This window comes from Cupriavidus sp. 05N38, assembly GCF_056397345.1.
On the sequence record NZ_JBFTNF010000076.1, the window covers coordinates 24593 to 42881 of the forward strand.

Genomic DNA, 18289 nt, shown 5'->3' on the forward strand with positions numbered 1-18289 from the left:
CTTCGCTTCTTCACGGCACGCGCGGCCCGAAGGTTGTGCATTTTTCATCACGAGCCTCGACCGATGTCCGTTGCTGCCGGCTGCATCCCGCCCCCGGATTGCAGCGGAAATGACGTCAGCAAATGACGCATTTATCCTCGCGAAAATGCTTGCATTTGGCGTCCGGAAAACTACCTTAGACATACAAAGTGAACCGTATCTCGGCACTGGAGGAGACCATGCCGGCGACACGTATGATGATTGCGCGCCGGGCTGGCGTCAGCGTCGCCACGGTCGATCGTGTGCTGCGCGACGATGCCTCCGTGCGTGCCGAGACGGCTGCCCGCGTCCACCAGGCCCTCGCGGACCTGCGTGACGAACGGGCCAGCCGCGGGCGCCCGCCGAAGGCGGCTGCGTTTCGCATTGCATTCGTCCTCCCGCAGATCAATTCCCGCTTCCTCGACCAGGTCGAGCGCGACATCGCGCTGTCTGCCAGTTTCTTTCGCGAGCACCGCGTCATCCCTTCGTTCTACCGCTGCGACTTCGCCAGCCAGCGCGACACGTCGCGCTTTGCCGAGCAGGCGGCGGGGTACGACGCGCTGGTCCTGGTGCCGCTCGACTACCCGTGGGTCGGCCGCCTGATCGAGGAACTGAGCGACGCGAGCGTGCCGGTCGTCACGGCGTTCTCCGATCTGCCGGGCAGCCGCCGCGCCGCCTACATCGGCGTGGACAACCGCATTGCGGGGCGCACGGCCGGGCTGCTGATGGGCGGCTTTCTCGGCTCGCGGATCGGCTCGGTCGCCGTGCTGTCGGGGTCGTCGCGCCTGCATGACCAGGTGGAGCGGCGCACCGGCTTTTCGCAGGTGCTGGAGGAGGATTTCCGCAATCTGCGCGGCATCGCCGAGCCGGACTTCACCGAGGACGACGACGGCGCCGACCTGGCCGTGCAGGGCTTGCTGGCGCGTCACGCCGACCTGGTCGGCATCTACGTCACCGGCGGCGGCATCCGCGGCATTGCCTCGGCCTTGCAGGATTCCGGCGACAAGGCCCGCATCTTCCTGATCGGCCACGAGCGCACGGCGGACACGCGCGAGCAACTGTCCGGGCGCGCGATCGATGTGATCCTGGACCAGGACGTGCGCGGCATCGTGCATCGCGCGGGTCTTGCCGCGGTGGACTTCCTGAACGATGTGCGCGGGGCGCTTGCGATCCCCACGCCGGAAACCCGAATCTATCTTCGTGAGAATGCGCATGCCTGATGCTCGCGACACCCGGACTGACGCTTGAATTTGCCAGAGCCGAAATACAGCGCCCGGCGCATGGACGTTGCTTGTCAGCAGGAATGGAGACAACTGGGAAGTAAAAGGAGAAGACAAATGTTACGTCTATTAGCAAGGGTGATGGCGGCGGCCGCCTTGTCACTGGGACTGGCAACCGGCGCGCACGCGCAGGCGAAGCAATTGACGCTATGTTGGGCGGCGTGGGATCCGGCCAACGCGCTGGTCGAGCTGTCGAAGGACTTTACGGCCAAGTCCGGCATACAGATGAAATTCGAGTTCGTGCCCTGGACCAGCTATGCGGACCGGTTTCTCAACGAACTCAATTCCCACGGCAAGTTGTGCGACCTGATCATCGGCGACAGCCAGTGGATCGGCGGCGCGGCGGTGAACGGCCACTACGTCAAGCTCAACGATTTCTTCGCGAAGAACAATATCTCGATGAACGACTTCGTGCCGGCCACCGTGGTGGGGTATGCCGAATGGCCGAAGAACACGCCCAACTACTGGGCCCTGCCCGCGATGGCGGACGCGGTGGGCTGGACCTATCGCAAGGACTGGTTCGCGCGGCCGGAGCTGCGCGCGGAGTTCAAGCAGAAGTACAAGAGGGAACTGGAGCCGCCCACCACGATGGATGAGCTCAAGCAGACCGCCGAGTTCTTCCAGGGGCGCAAGATCGACGGCAAGACCGTGTACGGCGCGTATATCTTCACCGAACGCGGCTCCGAGGGCATCACGATGGGCGTGACCAACGTGCTCTATAACTTCGGCTTCCAGTACCAGGACCCGAAGAAGCCCTATCGCCTCGAGGGCTTCGTCAACTCGCCGGGTGCGGTCAAGGGCCTGGAGTTCTACAAGGCGCTGTACAAGTGCTGCACCGCGCCGGGCATGACCAACGCGTACATGCAGGAAGGGCTCGACGCGTTCAAGTCCGGGCAGGTGGCGATGCAGATGAACTGGTTCGCGTTCTTCCCCGGCCTCTACAAGGACCCGAACGTGGGGGGCGACAAGATCGGCTTCTTCGTCAATCCGAAAGAGGTGCAGCAGTTCACGCAGCTTGGCGGGCAGGGCATCTCGGTGGTCTCCTATTCGGATCACAAGGCCGATGCGCTCGAGTACATCAAGTGGTTTGCCCAGCCCGCGGTGCAGAAGAAGTGGTGGGAGCTGGGCGGCTACTCGGCGGCCAAGTCGGTGGTCGATGCGCCTGACTTTCCCAAGAGCCAGCCCTTCGCGCCGGCGTTCCTGAAGTCGATGGCAATCGTCAAGGACTTCTGGGCCGAGCCTGCCTATGCCGAACTCCTGCTCGACATGCAGAAGCGCGTGCATGACTACGTCGTCGCCGACAAGGGTACGGCGAAGGAGGCGCTCGACCTGCTGGTGAAGGACTGGAACAAGGTGTTCAAGGCGGAAGGAAAGAACTGAAACCGAGACGAGCGGGCATTGCGGCGACATGCATCGGGCTTGCCGGCCGCCGCCGGCCCGCGACAAGGAGTCAGCCATGCTGGCAGACAAGCCTTTTCCCGCGCAGAACCTGGCAGCCGCTGCGCCGGTGCACGGTGCCGCGCGCCTGCGCGGCCTGTCGGACCGCACGATCGCATGGCTGTTCATTCTCCCCACGATCCTGCTGCTGCTCGCGGTCAACATCTTTCCGCTGATCTGGGCGCTGCGGCTGTCGTTCACGAACTTCAAGTCGAACATGCCGAGCATCCCGGCGCGCTTCGTCGGCATCGACAACTACGTCGACATCCTGACGGACGAGGACATCTGGTACGCCATGCAGGTCACCGCGCGCTTCGTGTTCTGGTCGGTCGGGCTGGAGGTGCTGCTGGGCTTCGGCCTGGCCTTGCTGATCAACCGGCGTTTTCGCACGCACAGTTTCTGGACCACCCTGATCCTGCTGCCGATGATGCTGTCGCCGGCCGTGGTCGGCAATTTCTGGACCTTCCTGCTGCAGCCGCAGACAGGCCTGTTCAACGATATCGTGAGCTTCTTCACGGGCGTTGCGCCAGGCTCGTTCCAGATGATCGGGGACGTCTCGCTTGCGCCATGGACCATCGTGATGGTCGACACCTGGATGTGGACGCCCTACGTCATGCTGATCTGCCTGGCCGGGCTGCGCTCGATCCCGGAATACATCTACGAAGCCGCGGAAGTGGATCGCGCCACGCCGTGGCGGCAGTTCTGGTCGATCACGCTGCCGATGACGCTGCCGTTCCTGATGCTGGCCGTGCTGTTCCGCGCCATCGAGAACTTCAAGATGTTCGACCTGGTGAACCTGCTGACCTCGGGCGGCCCGGGCTCGGTCACGGAAACGGTGTCGATCACGCTCAAGCGCGCCGCGTTCGAGAAGTGGCAGACCGGCTACTCGTCGGCGCTGGCGATCATCCTGTTCGTCACGGTGTTCGGCGCGGCGAACATCTACATCAAGGCACTCAACCGGGTGAAACAGCGATGAGCAAGACAGCACAGCCCGCCGGCGCGCATTCGGTGGTGGCCGCGTCGACGCGCGGCAAGACCTTCGCGGCGATCGTGGTCATCGCCTATGCGCTGATCGCGACCTTGCCGATGGTCTGGATCATCATGACGAGCTTCAAGACGCAGGAAGACGCCATCGCCTATCCGCCCGTCGTTTCGTTCCAGCCGTCGCTCGAAGGCTATGTCAACCTGTTCACGATCCGCTCGCGGCAGACGCCCGAGTTCATCGCGAGCCTGCCGCCCGCGCAGACCTGGTACGAGCGCGACGTGCGCAAGCGCGGCATGGTGATCGCCGGGCCGTCCAAGGTCCTGCCGCGCTTCGTCAACTCGCTGGTGATCGGTTTCGGCTCGACCTTTCTCGCGGTCTTCCTCGGCACGCTGGCGGCGTACGCGTTCTCGCGCTTCAAGGTGCCGTGGGCGGATGACCTGCTGTTCTTCATCCTGTCGACGCGGATGATGCCGCCCATCGCGGTGGCGATCCCGATCTACCTGATGTACCGCGCGCTGGGGCTGAGCGACAGCTATCTCGGCATGATCGTGCTGTACACGGCCGTCAACGTTTCGCTGGCGGTGTGGCTGCTCAAGGGCTTCATGGACGAGATCCCGCGCGAGTACGAAGAGGCGGCGCTGGTCGACGGATACACGCGGCTGCAGGCCTTCGTGAAGGTGGTGCTGCCGCAGGCGATCACCGGCATCGCGGCGACCGCGATCTTCTGCCTGATCTTCGCCTGGAACGAATACGCGTTCGCGCTGCTGCTGACCAGCGGCGATGCGCAGACCATGCCGCCGTTCATTCCCTTCATCATCGGCGAGGGCGGGCAGGACTGGCCGGCGGTGGCGGCGGCCACCACGCTGTTCGTCCTGCCGATCCTGTTCTTCACCGTCGTGCTGCGCAAGCACCTGCTGCGGGGCATTACCTTCGGAGCGGTCCGCAAATGAAAAACCCGACAGTTGCGCGCCGGCCCCGCATGCTGCGCCGGCGCTTCGGCGAAGGTGCGGCGACGGCAGTGATCGGCACTGGTATCGCGATGCTTGTGCAGCCGTTTTCGCTGGCGCTGTTCACGTGGTCGTTCCCGGTGATCCTCGTGGGCGCGGCCGCGTTCGTCGTCACCAGCCATTTCCCGGACTGAACCATGGCCACCATCGCGCTGGCGAACCTGCACAAGCGCTTCGGCGATTTCGTCGCGGTGCGCAACACCAACCTCACTGTCGGCGCCGGGCGCTTCGTGGTCCTGCTCGGCCCTTCGGGCTGCGGCAAAACCACCACGCTGCGCATGATTGCCGGGCTGGAGCTGCCGAGCGCCGGTCAGATCCTGATCGACGGCGAGGACGTGACCGCCTTGCGCGCTCGCCAGCGCGACATCGCCTTCGTGTTCCAGATGTTCGCGCTCTACCCGCACATGACGGTGCGCGACAACATCTCCTTTCCGCTGCGCAACGAGCATTTGCCTCGCCATGAGATCGCCGCGCGCGTCGGCGCGGCGGCGCGCATGCTTCGCATCGAAGCCATCCTGGACCGCAAGACCGGCGGCTTGTCCGGTGGCGACCGCCAGCGCGTGGCGCTCGGCCGCGCCATCGTGCGGCAACCGAAGGCATTCCTGATGGACGAGCCGCTGGGCACGCTGGACGCCGATTTCCGCGAGCTGATGTGCCTGGAGCTGCGCAAGCTGCACAACGCGCTCGCCGCCACCACGGTGTACGTCACGCACGACCAGAGCGAGGCGATGGCCATGGCGGACGACATCGTGGTGATGAACGAGGGCGAGGTGCTGCAGGCTGCCGCGCCGCACGAGATCTATCATTTTCCGGCGACGGTGTTCGTGGGCAACTTCATCGGCAGCCCGCCGATGAACTTCCTGGCGGTCGACGGCGCCGTCGCCGCCGGCCAGGAACAGGTCTTCCTGCGCGGCGCGCCGGTGCCGGTCCCGCGCTGCGCAATGGCGGCCGAGCGCGCGCTGCTGGGCATCCGCCCGGAGCATATCGTCATCGACGAGCGCAGCCCCTTGCGCGGGCGCGTGATCGCGGACGAGTACCTCGGCTCGCACCAGGTGCTGATGATCGAGACGGCGCTGGGCGTGGTGCGCGCGCGGGTCGGCAAGGACGAAGGCCTGGCGGCGGGCGCGCCGGTCGGCCTGTCGTTCCGCAAGGAGCGCACGCTGCTTTACGACGAGGCGTCGGGGCGCCTGCTGCCCGGCGCGACGCAGGCGGGAGACCGGCATGGCTGAAATCCAGTTGCGCAATGTGTCGAAGCACTTTGGCGACGTGAGCGCGGTCGACGATCTTTCGATCGACGTGAAGGACGGCGAGTTCGTCGTGCTGCTGGGGCCGAGCGGTGCCGGCAAGACCACCACGCTGCGCCTGATCGCGGGGCTGGAGCGGCCCGATGCCGGCGATGTGCTGATCGACGGCGAGGTGGCCACCGGCGTGCACCCGTCCGATCGCGATGTGGCGTTCATTTTCCAGCAATACTCGCTGTATCCGCACCTGACGGTGTTCGGCAACCTGGCTTTCCCGCTGCGCGCGCCGCGCCGGCGCACCGGCGAGGCGCAGATCCGCGCGCGCGTGCAGGCGGTGGCGGAGATGCTGCATATCGGCTCCAAGCTCGACAATATGGCAACGCACCTGTCGGGCGGCGAGATGCAGCGCGTGGCCATCGGGCGCGCGCTGGTGCGCGAACCCCGCGTGTTCCTGATGGACGAGCCGCTGTCTTCGCTCGATGCGAAGCTGCGCGAGGAACTGCGTATCGAGCTCAAGCGCCTGCACCGCACCATCGGCGCGACCATCCTCTACGTCACGCACGACCAGGTCGAGGCCACCACGCTGGCCGACCGCATCGGCATCCTGGAGCACGGCCGCCTGGTGCAGATCGGCACGCCGCGCGAGGTCTACGGCAACCCGGCGTCGCTGAGCGCGGCCCAGCGGTCGCCGTTGCGGCACCTGTTGATCCTGGATCACCAAGGCACGACCGTGGTCGCGACCAGCGTGGGCGAGCGCAATTTCAGCCTCGGGCAATCCGTTGGCGTTTCGCTGCCAGCACGCAGCCTCTTATATTTCCGCTCCGACGGCAGGAGGATCCCGACATGAACGGCAAGACGGTCATGGCATGCATCGACGCAGCGCATGCGGCGTTGCGAGAGAACATGGACGAGATCGCGTTGCTCGACCAGCAGATCGGCGACGGCGACCATATCTTCAACCTGCTGCGCGGCATGGAGGCGCTGCGCTCGCTGCGCGCGGAGATCGAGGCGGCGGCACCCGGGGCGGCGCTGGAACTCGCCGCGGCCAAGGTGTTGTCCACGGTCGGCGGATCGGCCGGTCCGCTGTTCTATTCGCTGCTCAGCGGCATGGCGAAGGCGGTGCCCGCGCAGGCCATGGATGTCGCGGGGTTCGCGCGCATCTACGCCGCCGGTGTCGACGCGGTCGGCCTGCGCGGGAAGACCGGCGTGGGCAGCAAGACCATGATGGATGTGCTGATTCCCGTGGCGATGCGCGGCGAGGAGCTCGCCGCGGCGGGCGCGTCCGCCCGCACCGTGCTCGACGAACTGCCGCGCGTGGCGGAGCAGGGCATGCTGGCCACCCGCGACATGGTCGCCACCAAGGGCCGCGCATCGTTCCTCGGCGAGCGCTCGCGCGGCCACCTGGACCCCGGCGCGCGCTCCAGCCAGCTCATGATCAAGGCGGTGTGCGAACGACTGGCTCAATCGATCGACGGCAAGGAGTAGAGACCATGAAAAAATTCATCAATCACGTCGACGATTTTCTGACCGAGAGCCTGGCCGGGTTCGCCGCCGCGCACGGCGAGCTGGTCGCGCTCAATACCGAACCGGTGTTCGTGCGGCGCCAGGCCCTGAAGCCAGGGAAGGTCGCGCTGGTGTCCGGCGGCGGCGCGGGGCACGAGCCGCTGCACAGCGGCTTCGTCGGCTACGGCATGCTGGACGCCGCCTGCCCCGGGCAGATTTTCACTTCGCCCACGCCGGACCAGATGATGGCCGCGGCCAAGGCGGTCGATACCGGCGCCGGGGTCCTGTTCATCGTGAAGAATTATTCCGGCGACGTGATGAACTTCGAGATGGCCGCGGAGATGTCGGAAGTGCCCAACGAGATGGTGCTGATCAACGACGACGTCGCGGTCGAGAACTCGAGCTACACGACCGGGCGGCGCGGCGTGGCGGGCACGGTGATCGTCGAGAAGATGGTCGGCAGCATGGCCGAAGGCGGCGCCAGCCTCGAGCAATGCAAGGCGTTCGGCGACCGCATCAACAAGCGCACGGCGACCATGGGCGTGGCGTTCACGAGCTGCACCGTGCCGGCGGCGGGTACGCCCACGTTCAAGATCGGCGAGGACGAGATCGAGGTCGGCGTCGGCATTCACGGCGAGCCGGGCAGGCGCCGCGCCAGGTTCGCATCGGCCGATACCATTGCGGGCGAGTTGCTCACGGCGATCGTCGACGACCTCCGGCCGCCGGCTGGCACCGAGTTGCTGGTGCTCGTAAACGGCCTGGGTGGTACGCCGCTGAGCGAGCTATACCTGCTCTTCAACTCGACGCGCCTGTGGCTGCAGCAGCGGGACCTGCGGGTCGGGCGGGCGCTGGTCGGCGCCCTGACGACTTCGCTCGAGATGGCGGGCGCGTCTGTCACGCTATGCGTGCCTGACGACGAGATGCTGCACCACTGGGACAGCCCGGTGCATACGCCGGCGCTGCGCTGGGGGATGTAGCGCGGCAGGGGCAGGACGCCGGTGCCGGGGTCCTGCCCTCTGCGGCCTCTGCGGGCCCGCCGCGGCCCGCCGTGTCGAAACCGTCAGATATCCGAGTCCAGTCCGTCCTGGACCTGCTCGGCGGCGCGGATCACGGCGCGCGCCTTGGCTTCGGTTTCCCTCCATTCGGCTTCGGGGTCGGAGTCGGCGACGATGCCGGCGGCGGCCTGCACATACAGGTTGCCGTCCTTGACGATGCCGGTGCGGATAGCGATGGCCAGGTCCATCTCGCCGCCGAAGGACAGGTAGCCCACCGCGCCGCCGTAGATGCCGCGCTTGCGCGGCTCCAGCTCGTCGATGATTTCCATCGCGTGCACCTTGGGCGCGCCGGAGAGCGTGCCGGCCGGGAAGGTGGCGCGCAGCACGTCGAGGTTGCTCATGCCGGGCTTGAGCGTGCCTTCCACCGAACTGACGATGTGTTGCACGTGCGAGTATTTCTCGATCACCATCTGGTCGGTGACCTTGACCGAGCCGATCTCGGCGATGCGGCCGATATCGTTGCGCGCCAGGTCGATCAGCATCACGTGCTCGGCGATTTCCTTGGGATCGTTCAGCAGTTCGGTGGCCAGCTGCGCGTCCTTCTCCGGCGTGTTGCCGCGCGGGCGGGTGCCGGCCAGCGGGCGAATGGTGACGATATGGTCTTCGCGCTGCTCGCCGTTGGTACCGGTGCGGCGGCTTTCCTGGCGCACCAGGATCTCGGGCGACGCGCCCACGATCTGGAAGTCGCCGAAGTTGTAGAAATACATGTACGGCGACGGGTTCAGCGAGCGCAGCGCGCGGTACAGCGTCAGCGGCGAGTCGCGGTACGGCTTGACCAGGCGCTGGCCGATCTGCACCTGCATCATGTCGCCGGCCATGATGTACTCCTTGGCCTTGTGCACGGCGGTGAGGTAGTCGGCCTTGTCGAATTCGCGGTAGACGTCGGTCTGCACCGAGGGGCTGGTGATCGGCACATCCACCGGCTGGCGCAGCTTCATGCGCAGCTCGCGCAGGCGCTGGCGGGCGCGGGCATAGGCCTCGGGCGTGGTCGGGTCGGCGTAGACGATCAGGTAGAGCTTGCCCGAGAGGTTGTCGATCACGGCCAGCTCTTCGCACAGCAGCAGCTGGATGTCGGGCAGGTTGAGGTCGTCCGGCTTTTGTGTGCTGGCCAGCTTCTTCTCGATGTAGCGCACCGCGTCGTAGCCGAAGTAGCCGGCCAGGCCGCCGCAGAAACGCGGCAGCCCCGGGCGCAACGCCACCTTGAAACGCTTCTCGAAATCGGCGATGAAGTCGAGCGGGTTGCCCTCGTGGGTTTCCACCACGCGGCCGTCGGTGACCACCTCGGTGCGCATGCCGGAGGCGCGCAGCAGCGTGCGGGCGTGCAGGCCGATGAAGGAGTAGCGGCCGAAGCGCTCGCCGCCCACCACCGATTCGAGCAGGAAGGTGTTGACCCCGCGCGTTTGCGACTGCGCCAGCTTGAGATACAGCGACAGCGGCGTTTCCAGGTCGGCGAAGGCTTCCGCGATCAGGGGGATGCGGTTGTAGCCCTGCTCTGCCAGCGATTTGAATTCCAGTTCGGTCATGTCGATCCTCTTGTGCGGCGGCGCGGGTGCCCTGGGCTGTGCGCTCGGCCGCGGTGTCGGCAGTTTGGGGCTGGAAGGTCGTCAGACCCGCCCCGGGGAAGGACCTGGCACGGACAGCAGTCCGCGCACGGCCGGGGTGGGCGTGCAGCGCGTTCGGGTGACAGCAGGCGCAATGCCTGGGATGTCGGGCGGCTGGAAATTCTGTGAAGGTCCGGCAACCTGCCGGCCTGGCCGGCCCCGTTCCATCTTAGTGCATCGGCCGGTACCGCGGCGATGCAGGAAAACGGGGGCGGTCAGGAGACTCGCGAACGCACTTTACGCCTGTTGGGAGGCGCGCCAGCGACGCCAGGGCCAGGCCTGCCGATCACTGCCAGAAGAGATGCGTTTGCGGTTCAGAAACATGAAATCGTGTTCAGCGATTTACGGTTTGGATGCGGCGGTTCGGGTGGTGCCTCGGGCCGCGGGGATCATGCCCGGTGTGCTGCAAACACCTCTGCAGCCTGGGCAATGGAATCGACTATACCATCGGCGTCGACGCCTTGTACAGGATTGCCATGGTTGTAGCCATAGGGCACCAGCAGCACACCCATGCCGGCCGCGCGTGCCGCCTGGGCATCATTCTCCGAGTCGCCGATGGCGGCAATCTCGGCCGGCTCGAGCCGGAATGCATCGGCCACCTTGAGCAGCGGCAGCGGGTCGGGCTTGCGCAGGGCGAAGGCGTCGCCGCCGTAGACCAGTTCGAAAAAGCGCGCCAGGCCGGTCTTGGCCAGCAGCGGCTCGGTGAAGTTGTGTGGCTTGTTGGTCACGCAGGCCAGGCGCAGGCCGGCCGCCTTCAGCGCTGCCAGCCCCTCGCCCACGCCGGCGTAGACCTGCGAGAACTGGCCGTTGATGCGCAGGTACTCGCGGTCGTACAGGGCCAGCGCATCGGCGAACATGCCATTGGCGTGGGCCGGCGGGAAGCGCGCGTCGAGCACGCGCCGGATCAGGTTTTCCGAGCCCTTGCCGACGAAGCTGACGATTTCTTCCCGGCSCAGCGGCGCCGCGGGGCGGAGCTGCGGGTGCAGGCGCACCAGCGCGCTCAGCATCGCATTGACCGCGGCATGGAAGTCGCCCGCGGTGTCGACCATGGTGCCGTCCAGGTCGACGATGACGGCGCGGATGCCGTGCCAGTCGGTGCGCTTGAGCCGGGCCGCGCTCATTGGCCTGCCTTGCCGGCCTTGGCCAGTTCGGCGCGCAGGGCGCCCAGCACGCCCTTGTAGCCGCCGTCGGCGTCCGGCTTGCCGAACACGGCCGAGCCGGCCACGAAGGTATCGGCCCCGGCCGCGGCGATCTCGGCGATGTTGTCCACCTTCACGCCGCCGTCCACTTCCAGCAGGATGCGCCGTCCGCTGCGCTCCGCGTATTCGTCGATGCGCCGGCGCACCGCGCGCAGCTTGTTGAGCGTCTCGGGGATGAAGGACTGGCCGCCAAAGCCGGGATTGACCGACATCAGCAGGATCACGTCGAGGCGGTCCATGACGTGGTCCAGGTAGTTCAGCGGCGTGCCCGGGTTGAATACCAGGCCGGCCTGGCAGCCGTGGTCGCGGATCAGCGCCAGGGTGCGGTCGACGTGCTCGCTGGCTTCCGGGTGGAAGGTGATGATGTTGGCGCCGGCCTTGGCGAAATCCGGGACGATGCGGTCCACCGGGCGCACCATCAGGTGCACGTCGATGGGCGCCGTCACGTGCGGACGGATTGCCTCGCACACCAGCGGGCCAATGGTCAGGTTCGGCACGTAATGGTTGTCCATCACGTCGAAGTGGATCCAGTCGGCGCCGTCCGCGGTCACGCGTTTGACTTCTTCGCCCAGGCGGGCGAAATCGGCGGACAGGATGGACGGGGCGATGCGGTAGTCGGGGGTGCTCATGGCGGCGGGCTCGTGGGGTGCGTTCAGCGCAATTCCAGCGCGAAGTCCGCTATTTTACCCTTCCCGGGCGGGGTTTCGCTGCCGGGCGGCCCCGCCGCCGGCCCTCCTGCCGGCGGGGCCCGGCTTGCCGCCCCCCCGGCCTTGCCGCACAATGCGCCTACCTTAGCCCGCCGTGATGTGCCGACAATGAGCGAATACGCGTTTTCCGTGGCCGTGCGTACCCAGTACCTGGCCGATCAGTCCGACCCCGAGCGCGGGCGCCACGCCTTCGCCTATACCATCACCATCCACAACACCGGCGAGGTGGCCGCGCAGCTGATCTCTCGCCACTGGGTGATCACCGATAGCGACAACGGCACGCAGGAAGTGGCGGGCCTCGGCGTGGTGGGCCACCAGCCGCTGCTCAAGCCGGGCGAGCATTTCGAGTACACCAGCTGGGCCACGATCTCGACGCCGATCGGCTCGATGAAGGGCGAGTATTTCTGCGTGGCCGAGGATGGCCATCGCTTCGAGGTGCCGATCCCGGAGTTCGCGCTGGTACTGCCGCGCATGCTCCACTGAGAGCGGCCTTCCGCCCGCGCGGTGCGAAACCTAGCGGCCTGGCGTGCTGTCCTGATCCTGTCGGGCGTGGGCGCCGGACTGGCTGTCGCCCTGGCCGGCGCGCGAAGGGTGATCGTCCGGCGCGCGGGTGGGGCGGGGGTTCTTCTTCGCCGTGCCCATGGTCCAGACCACGATGAAGATCAGCAAGAAGAGCGCCACTCCGGCCTCGAGGGCGAACAGCAGCATGGGATGGGCTTCGAAAAACTTGCTCATGACAGGACCACGTGGAGGCGACGCTGGGCATTGTAGGGCATCCGCAGATGCGACCGGCCGCCTGTCTCCGCGTACTCACCCAATCAAGATGGCATACCTGGATTCCTTTTTCCGCTTACCCATTCCTCCCGCGCGCGCTTCGCGCGGCGCCGCAGGGGCCCGCCGGCTCGGCTGGCTCGGGCTGTCCGCCGCGGCTGCGCTGCTGGCCGGTTGCATGAGCGGCCCGCCGCCGCGCATCGAAGGCCCTGGCACGCAGCCCGTGACGCCGCCGGCCGCCTCCGCGCAGAAGGGGCAACTGCAGGCGGCCAGCTGGGCCGAAATCGGCGGCTGGGGCCAGGACGACGTGCGCGCCGCGTGGCCGGCGCTGCAGGCCAGCTGCCAGGCACTGAAGAAGCGCGCCGAGTGGAACCGCGTCTGCGCGATCGGCCTGATGGTCGACGCCGGCGACCTGGGCGCCATGCGCGCCTACTTCGAGTCCAACTTCCAGCCGTTCCGCGTGGTCAACGGCGACGGCACCGACAGCGGCCTGATCACCGGCTACTACGAACCCATCCTGCACGGTTCGCGCACGCGCCAGGGCCAGTACCAGGTCCCGCTCTACCGCAAGCCGCCGCAATGGGGCAACCGGCCGCTGCCGGCGCGCGGCGAACTGCTGCAGAACCCGGCGCTGCGCGGGCAGGAACTGGCGTGGGTGGACGACGCCGTGGAGGCCGCCTTCCTGCAGATCCAGGGCTCGGGCCGCATCCGCCTGGCAGATGGCACCGTGATGCGCGTGGGCTTCGGCGGCACCAACGACCAGCCGTTCCGCTCCTTCGGCAAGTGGCTGCTGGATCGCGGCGAGATCACGCCCGCGCAGGCCACCATGCAGGGCATCAAGGGCTGGGCGCGCGCCAATCCGGGCCGCGTCGAGGAAATGCTCAACGTCAATCCGCGCTTCGTGTTCTTCCGTGAGCTGCCGCCGACCAATGAAGGCCCGGTCGGCGCGCTGGGGGTGCCGCTGACGGCCGAGCGCTCGATCGCGGTCGACCCGGCCACGATCCCGCTGGGGGTGCCGGTCTTCCTCTCCACCACCAGGCCGCTGTCGGCCGAACCGATCCAGCGCCTGATGTTCGCGCAGGATACGGGATCGGCCATCAAGGGCGGAGTGCGCGCGGACTTTTTCTGGGGCGCCGGCGATGCGGCGGGCGAAGCGGCCGGCCGCATGAAGCAGGGCGGGCGCATGTGGGTGCTGATGCCGCGCAGCTGACGCGAGTACGCCCGGCCCGCCGCGGGCCGGGCTGCCTCGTCAGCGCGGGCGCTGGTCGACGATGCGGCGCGCCTTGCCCACCGAGCGTTCCACGCCGCCCGCGGGCAGGATCTCGATGCCCACGGTCACCCCGATATATGCCTTGATGTCGTAGGTCAGCTGCGCACTGGCCTGCTGCGTGGCGCCAGGCTCCACGCCGTGTGCGCATTCCACGCGCACGGTCAGCACGTCGAGATGGCCGTCCCTGGTCAGCACGCACTGGTAATGCGGCGCCAGCTCAGGGTGCTTGAGGATCATCTCCTCGATCTGGGAGGGAAACACATTGACGCCGCGGATGATCATCATGTCGTCCGAGCGGCCGGTGACCTTCTCCATGCGGCGGAAGGCGGCGCGGGCGGTGCCGGGCAGCAGCCGGGTCAGGTCGCGGGTACGGTAGCGCACGATCGGCAGCGCTTCCTTGCTCAGCGTGGTGAAGACCAGTTCGCCGAATTCGCYGTCGGGCAACACTGCGCCGGTGTCCGGGTCGATCACCTCGGGATAGAAATGGTCTTCCCAGATGGTCGGGCCGTCCTTGGTCTCGGCGCATTCGCTGGCCACGCCCGGGCCCATCACTTCGGACAGCCCGTAGATATCCACAGCCGAGATGCCCATGCGCTTCTCGATGGCCAGGCGCATTTCCGGCGTCCACGGCTCGGCGCCGAAAATGCCCACGCGCAGCGAGGTGGAGGCCGGATCGATGCCCTGGCGCTCGAACTCGTCGGCGATGGCCAGCATATAGCTGGGCGTGACCATGATCACCTCGGGCTTGAAATCCTGGATCAGCTGCACCTGGCGCTCGGTCTGGCCGCCGCCGAAGGGAATCGCGGTGAGCCCGGCCTTCTCCACGCCGTAATGCGCGCCGAGCCCGCCGGTAAACAGGCCATAGCCGTAGCTGATGTGCACCTTGTCGCCGCGCCGCGCGCCGGCCGCGCGGATCGAGCGCGCCACCACCGTGGCCCAGGTCTCGATGTCGCGGAGCGTGTAGCCCACCACGGTCGGCTTGCCGGTGGTGCCCGACGAGGCATGGATGCGCGCGATGCGGTCCTGCGGCACGGCGAACATGCCGAACGGATAGTTGTCGCGCAGGTCTTGCTTGGAGGTGAACGGAAAGCGGGCAAGGTCGGCCAGCGTGCGCAACTGGTCCGGATGCACGCCGGCCTCGTCGAACTTGCGCCGGTAGACCGGCGAATTCCCGTAGGCGTGGTTGAGCGACCATTTCAGCCGTTCAAGCTGCAAGGCCTGCAATGCGTCGCGGCTGGCGGTCTCGATCGGCTCTAGCGGCAGATCTGTGAGGCGCGTGCTCATATTGTCTCCTGCGCGGGGCTTATGTTTCTGGCTTGCGTTCGACTGGTATGCGTTCGATTGGTATGCGTACGGATAGGGAGCTTACCGCGCGGGCCCGGGCGGGGCGACCACGTGCCCCTTGATCTGGGCGGATTTGCCGCGGAACATCGCCACCGTCTCGCCGGCGCGGTTGGTGACGCGGATATCGTAGATGCCATGCCGCCCGGACAGGACCTGCTCGGTAGCCTCGGCCGTCAGCAGGTCGCCGCCCTGCACGGGTTTGAGGAACTCGATGCTGCAGCCGGCCGCGACCGTATTGATATTGTGGCTGTTGCAGGCGAAGGCGAAGGTCGAGTCGGCCAGCGTGAACATCAGGCCGCCGTGGCAGATGCCATGGCCGTTGAGGAACTCCTGCCGCACCGGCATGGACAGGCGCGCATAGCCGGGGCGCACGGCTTCGAGGGTGATGCCGAGCCAGCGGCTGCAGGCATCGGCTTCGTACATGCTGGCGGCGGCCGCTTCGGCGAGGGCCTGGGGAGTCTGGGGAAGCTGGGTCAAGCTGGTCTCCTGGTGGGGCGGGGGACGAAAGCCGTGGTGCTAGCGCCCGCTGAAGCGGGGCGCGCGCTTTTCCAGGAAGGCGTTCACGCCTTCCGCGTAGTCGTGCGAGGCGCCGAGCTCGCGCTGCAGGTCGCGCTCGAGGTCCAGCTGGGCATCGAGCCCCTGCGTCGCCCCGGCGTGCATGGCCTGCTTGATGGCCGCCAGCGCGCGCGTGGGTTGCGCCGCCAGGTGGGTGGCCAGCGCCAGCGCCTGCTCGGGCAGCAAGGGATCGTCCATGACCTCCCAGATCAAGCCCCATTTTTCGGCCTCGTCGGCGCTGAGCTTGTCGCCGGTCATGGCCAGGCCCATGGCGCGCGCCATGCCGATGCGCTTGGGCAGCAGCCAGGTGCCGCCGGAATCCGGCACCAGGCCGATCTTGACGAAGGCCTGGATAAAACTGGCCGAGCGCGCCGCCAGCACCATGTCGCAGGCCAGCGCCAGGTTGGCGCCGGCGCCGGCGGCGGTACCGTTGACGGCGGCAATCACCGGCAAGGGCAGCTTATGCAGGCGGCGGATCAGCCGGTTGAACCAGACATCGATCAACTCGCCCAGGTCAGTCATGGCGCCCGGGGTGAAGTCCAGGTCGGCCAGGTCCTGCCCGGCGCAGAAGCCGCGGCCGGACCCCGTCAGCAGGAGGGCGCGGGCACCGCCGGCCTCGACATGGTCGAGCGCCTGCTGGAGCACGCCATGCATCTCGCGCGTGAAGGCATTGAGCTTGTCGGGACGATTGAGGGTGATCACTGCGACCTGGCCATGCCAGGCTAGCAATACCGGGCCGGAAGTCAGGCTGGCCTGAGGGGGCGTATCTGGCATCTTTGTCTCCTGCCTTGATGGTGGCTGGTAGTCCTGGCCGCGGTGCGATCGCGGATCGGGGCCGATGGCGCGGATCCCGGTACCCGGCACGCGGCCGCGGTTCCTCTTCTATATAGAGGGATCTGCCGCACCCACGCTGAGGCGGCGGCGCCACGATCTGGGGCAAACGGGTTGGCCATTTCCGGCTCCGCTCGAAGCGATCGGGCGAGCGTGCCTCAGCGGCCGGCAGGTGCCAGCATGGCCCGCGCGCCGTATAGCCAGCGATTCCCGGAGCGAGTATCGTCTCGCGGACGACTGATATATCCCCATCCCGATCCATATCCAAAGAGGAGAACACATGCCGTACGAGAACATTCTGGTGGAGACGCGCGGACGCGTGGGCTTGGTGACCCTGAACCGGCCGAAGGCGCTCAACGCGCTCAACGATGCCCTGATGGACGAAGTGGGTGCCGCCCTGCTGGCGTTCGACGCCGATGACGCCATCGGCAGCATCGTCATCACCGGCAGCGAGCGAGCCTTCGCCGCCGGTGCCGATATCGGCATGATGGCCAAGTACTCCTATATGGATGTGTACAAGGGCGACTACATCACGCGCAACTGGGAAACCATCCGCCGCATCCGCAAGCCGGTGATTGCCGCGGTGGCCGGCTACGCGCTGGGCGGCGGCTGCGAGCTGGCAATGATGTGCGACATCATCATCGCGGCGGACAGCGCCCGCTTCGGCCAGCCGGAAGTCAAGCTGGGCACCATGCCGGGCGCCGGAGGCACGCAGCGCCTGCCGCGCGCCGTCTCCAAGGCCAAGGCCATGGACCTGTGCCTGACCTCGCGCATGATGGATGCGGCCGAAGCCGAGCGCGCAGGCCTGGTGTCGCGCGTGGTTGCTGCCGACAAGCTGCTGGATGAAGCCGTGAGCGCGGCGGAGACGATTGCCGGCTTTTCCCTGCCTGTCGTCATGATGATCAAGGAGTCGATCAACGCCGCCTACGAAACCAGCCTGAGCGAAGGCGTGCATCTGGAACGGCGCCTGTTCCATTCGACCTTTGCGACGGACGACCAGAAGGAGGGAATGGCGGCGTTTGTGGAGAAACGAGCACCCGAGTTCCGCCATCGCTAAAAACTTGATAGGGAAATACCCGAGTAACTCAATTGGGTATTCCTTTCTCCGCGACTTTCTGAAAAGCCATATTTCCTTTGAATATCAAAGGCTTGCTTCCCGCGATCGCGGATGCCACTCATGATTCTGTGACAAAACGGTTGCCAAGGCGGAGTCGGGACCTTAATATTCGCTCCCTCGCAACACGAAGCGCGGCTGCAAAGCAGACGGGACAAGGGTTGCGGGGTGAACGGGTGAGGTTGGCGGTGCGGATAGCGCGGCGAACCGGAGCAAAAAAAGATTGCGAAACCTGTTGACGAAACGTAGAAAGTTCTTCATAATCTCGTTTCTCTGCTGCTGACAACAAAGCAGCGACGCGGTAAGCAAAGCGAATCGCGGCAAGTTCTTTAACAAACAAACAACCGATAAGTGTGGGCGCTTGATAGCGG

At 66.7% G+C, this 18289-nt stretch carries 20 protein-coding genes; 12 read left to right on the forward strand and 8 right to left on the reverse strand.

From position 1 onward, the window contains the following. Window positions 1–218 precede the first annotated feature (218 nt). The 9 genes from AC1DK4_RS35020 (at window position 219) to dhaK (ending at window position 8448) form a co-directional block, all read left to right on the forward strand. Window positions 219–1238 carry a LacI family DNA-binding transcriptional regulator gene (locus tag AC1DK4_RS35020; RefSeq protein WP_441622686.1) on the forward strand — a complete coding sequence of 340 codons (1020 nt, stop codon included), beginning with the start codon at window positions 219–221 and terminating at the stop codon, window positions 1236–1238. A gap of 117 nt (window positions 1239–1355) precedes the next feature. After that, on the forward strand, window positions 1356–2678 hold the full coding sequence (locus AC1DK4_RS35025; protein ID WP_441622688.1) for an ABC transporter substrate-binding protein: 1323 nt from the start codon (window positions 1356–1358) through the stop codon (window positions 2676–2678). 76 nt (window positions 2679–2754) lie between these two features. Continuing rightward, on the forward strand, window positions 2755–3711 hold the full coding sequence (locus AC1DK4_RS35030) for a carbohydrate ABC transporter permease (RefSeq protein ID WP_441622690.1): 957 nt from the start codon (window positions 2755–2757) through the stop codon (window positions 3709–3711). Next, window positions 3708–4670 (forward strand): carbohydrate ABC transporter permease, encoded by a 963-nt coding sequence (locus AC1DK4_RS35035; RefSeq protein ID WP_441622692.1) that lies wholly within the window; start codon window positions 3708–3710, stop codon window positions 4668–4670. Before AC1DK4_RS35030 ends, AC1DK4_RS35035 begins: the two co-directional genes overlap by 4 nt. Further along, window positions 4667–4861, forward strand: a complete 195-nt coding sequence (locus AC1DK4_RS35040; protein WP_441622694.1) for a hypothetical protein — start codon at window positions 4667–4669, stop codon at window positions 4859–4861. The genes AC1DK4_RS35035 and AC1DK4_RS35040 overlap by 4 nt, the downstream gene beginning before the upstream one ends. Before the next feature lie 3 nt (window positions 4862–4864). Continuing rightward, complete coding sequence (locus AC1DK4_RS35045; protein WP_441622696.1) at window positions 4865–5956, forward strand: ABC transporter ATP-binding protein; 1092 nt, start codon at window positions 4865–4867, stop codon at window positions 5954–5956. Continuing rightward, a complete protein-coding gene (locus AC1DK4_RS35050) occupies window positions 5949–6815 on the forward strand; it encodes an ABC transporter ATP-binding protein (protein ID WP_477132092.1) in 867 nt (288 codons plus the stop codon). Before AC1DK4_RS35045 ends, AC1DK4_RS35050 begins: the two co-directional genes overlap by 8 nt. Further along, window positions 6812–7453 (forward strand): dihydroxyacetone kinase subunit DhaL, encoded by a 642-nt coding sequence (dhaL, locus tag AC1DK4_RS35055; RefSeq protein ID WP_441622700.1) that lies wholly within the window; start codon window positions 6812–6814, stop codon window positions 7451–7453. The genes AC1DK4_RS35050 and dhaL overlap by 4 nt, the downstream gene beginning before the upstream one ends. A gap of 5 nt (window positions 7454–7458) precedes the next feature. Further along, the gene (gene dhaK, locus AC1DK4_RS35060; RefSeq protein WP_441622702.1) at window positions 7459–8448 is read left to right on the forward strand and encodes a dihydroxyacetone kinase subunit DhaK; all 990 of its coding nucleotides are present in this window, start codon (window positions 7459–7461) and stop codon (window positions 8446–8448) included. A gap of 83 nt (window positions 8449–8531) precedes the next feature. Here the strand turns inward: dhaK and trpE are convergent, their stop codons facing one another. The 3 genes from trpE to rpe form a co-directional block, all read right to left on the reverse strand. Next, the gene (gene trpE / locus AC1DK4_RS35065) at window positions 8532–10049 is read right to left on the reverse strand and encodes an anthranilate synthase component I (protein WP_441622704.1); all 1518 of its coding nucleotides are present in this window, start codon (window positions 10047–10049) and stop codon (window positions 8532–8534) included. Between the two features lie 467 nt (window positions 10050–10516). Further along, a complete protein-coding gene (gph, locus tag AC1DK4_RS35070; RefSeq protein ID WP_477132093.1) occupies window positions 10517–11248 on the reverse strand; it encodes a phosphoglycolate phosphatase in 732 nt (243 codons plus the stop codon). Next, window positions 11245–11955 carry a ribulose-phosphate 3-epimerase gene (gene rpe / locus AC1DK4_RS35075; protein WP_441622708.1) on the reverse strand — a complete coding sequence of 237 codons (711 nt, stop codon included), beginning with the start codon at window positions 11953–11955 and terminating at the stop codon, window positions 11245–11247. The genes gph and rpe overlap by 4 nt, the downstream gene beginning before the upstream one ends. A gap of 186 nt (window positions 11956–12141) precedes the next feature. On the opposite strand from rpe, the gene apaG reads away from it, so the two are divergent. Further along, window positions 12142–12516 (forward strand): Co2+/Mg2+ efflux protein ApaG, encoded by a 375-nt coding sequence (gene apaG / locus AC1DK4_RS35080; protein ID WP_020201965.1) that lies wholly within the window; start codon window positions 12142–12144, stop codon window positions 12514–12516. 30 nt (window positions 12517–12546) lie between these two features. Here apaG and AC1DK4_RS35085 read toward each other — a convergent pair whose 3' ends face one another. Continuing rightward, window positions 12547–12768: a hypothetical protein gene (locus AC1DK4_RS35085; protein ID WP_441622710.1), complete on the reverse strand. Its 222-nt coding sequence runs from the start codon at window positions 12766–12768 to the stop codon at window positions 12547–12549. Between the two features lie 88 nt (window positions 12769–12856). Here AC1DK4_RS35085 and mltA point away from each other — a divergent pair, with 88 nt between their 5' ends. After that, window positions 12857–14014, forward strand: a complete 1158-nt coding sequence (gene mltA, locus AC1DK4_RS35090; protein WP_441622712.1) for a murein transglycosylase A — start codon at window positions 12857–12859, stop codon at window positions 14012–14014. A gap of 39 nt (window positions 14015–14053) precedes the next feature. Here mltA and paaK read toward each other — a convergent pair whose 3' ends face one another. The 3 genes from paaK to paaG all read right to left on the reverse strand — a co-directional run bounded on the left by paaK (window position 14054) and on the right by paaG (window position 16747). Then, window positions 14054–15358, reverse strand: coding sequence for a phenylacetate--CoA ligase PaaK (gene paaK / locus AC1DK4_RS35095; RefSeq protein WP_477132094.1), 1305 nt, complete (start codon window positions 15356–15358; stop codon window positions 14054–14056). An 81-nt stretch (window positions 15359–15439) separates the two neighbouring features. Beyond that, complete coding sequence (gene paaI / locus AC1DK4_RS35100) at window positions 15440–15841, reverse strand: hydroxyphenylacetyl-CoA thioesterase PaaI (protein WP_441622727.1); 402 nt, start codon at window positions 15839–15841, stop codon at window positions 15440–15442. A gap of 93 nt (window positions 15842–15934) precedes the next feature. Then, window positions 15935–16747, reverse strand: coding sequence for a 2-(1,2-epoxy-1,2-dihydrophenyl)acetyl-CoA isomerase PaaG (gene paaG, locus AC1DK4_RS35105; RefSeq protein WP_441622716.1), 813 nt, complete (start codon window positions 16745–16747; stop codon window positions 15935–15937). 337 nt (window positions 16748–17084) lie between these two features. Between paaG and AC1DK4_RS35110 the strand changes: the two genes are divergently transcribed. Beyond that, window positions 17085–17861: an enoyl-CoA hydratase gene (locus AC1DK4_RS35110; protein ID WP_441622718.1), complete on the forward strand. Its 777-nt coding sequence runs from the start codon at window positions 17085–17087 to the stop codon at window positions 17859–17861. Window positions 17862–17979: 118 nt separating this feature from the next. On the opposite strand, the gene AC1DK4_RS35115 is transcribed toward AC1DK4_RS35110, so the two are convergent. Next, window positions 17980–18289, reverse strand: a 310-nt coding sequence (locus AC1DK4_RS35115) for a hypothetical protein (protein ID WP_477132095.1), incomplete at its 5' end; no start/stop codon positions are given.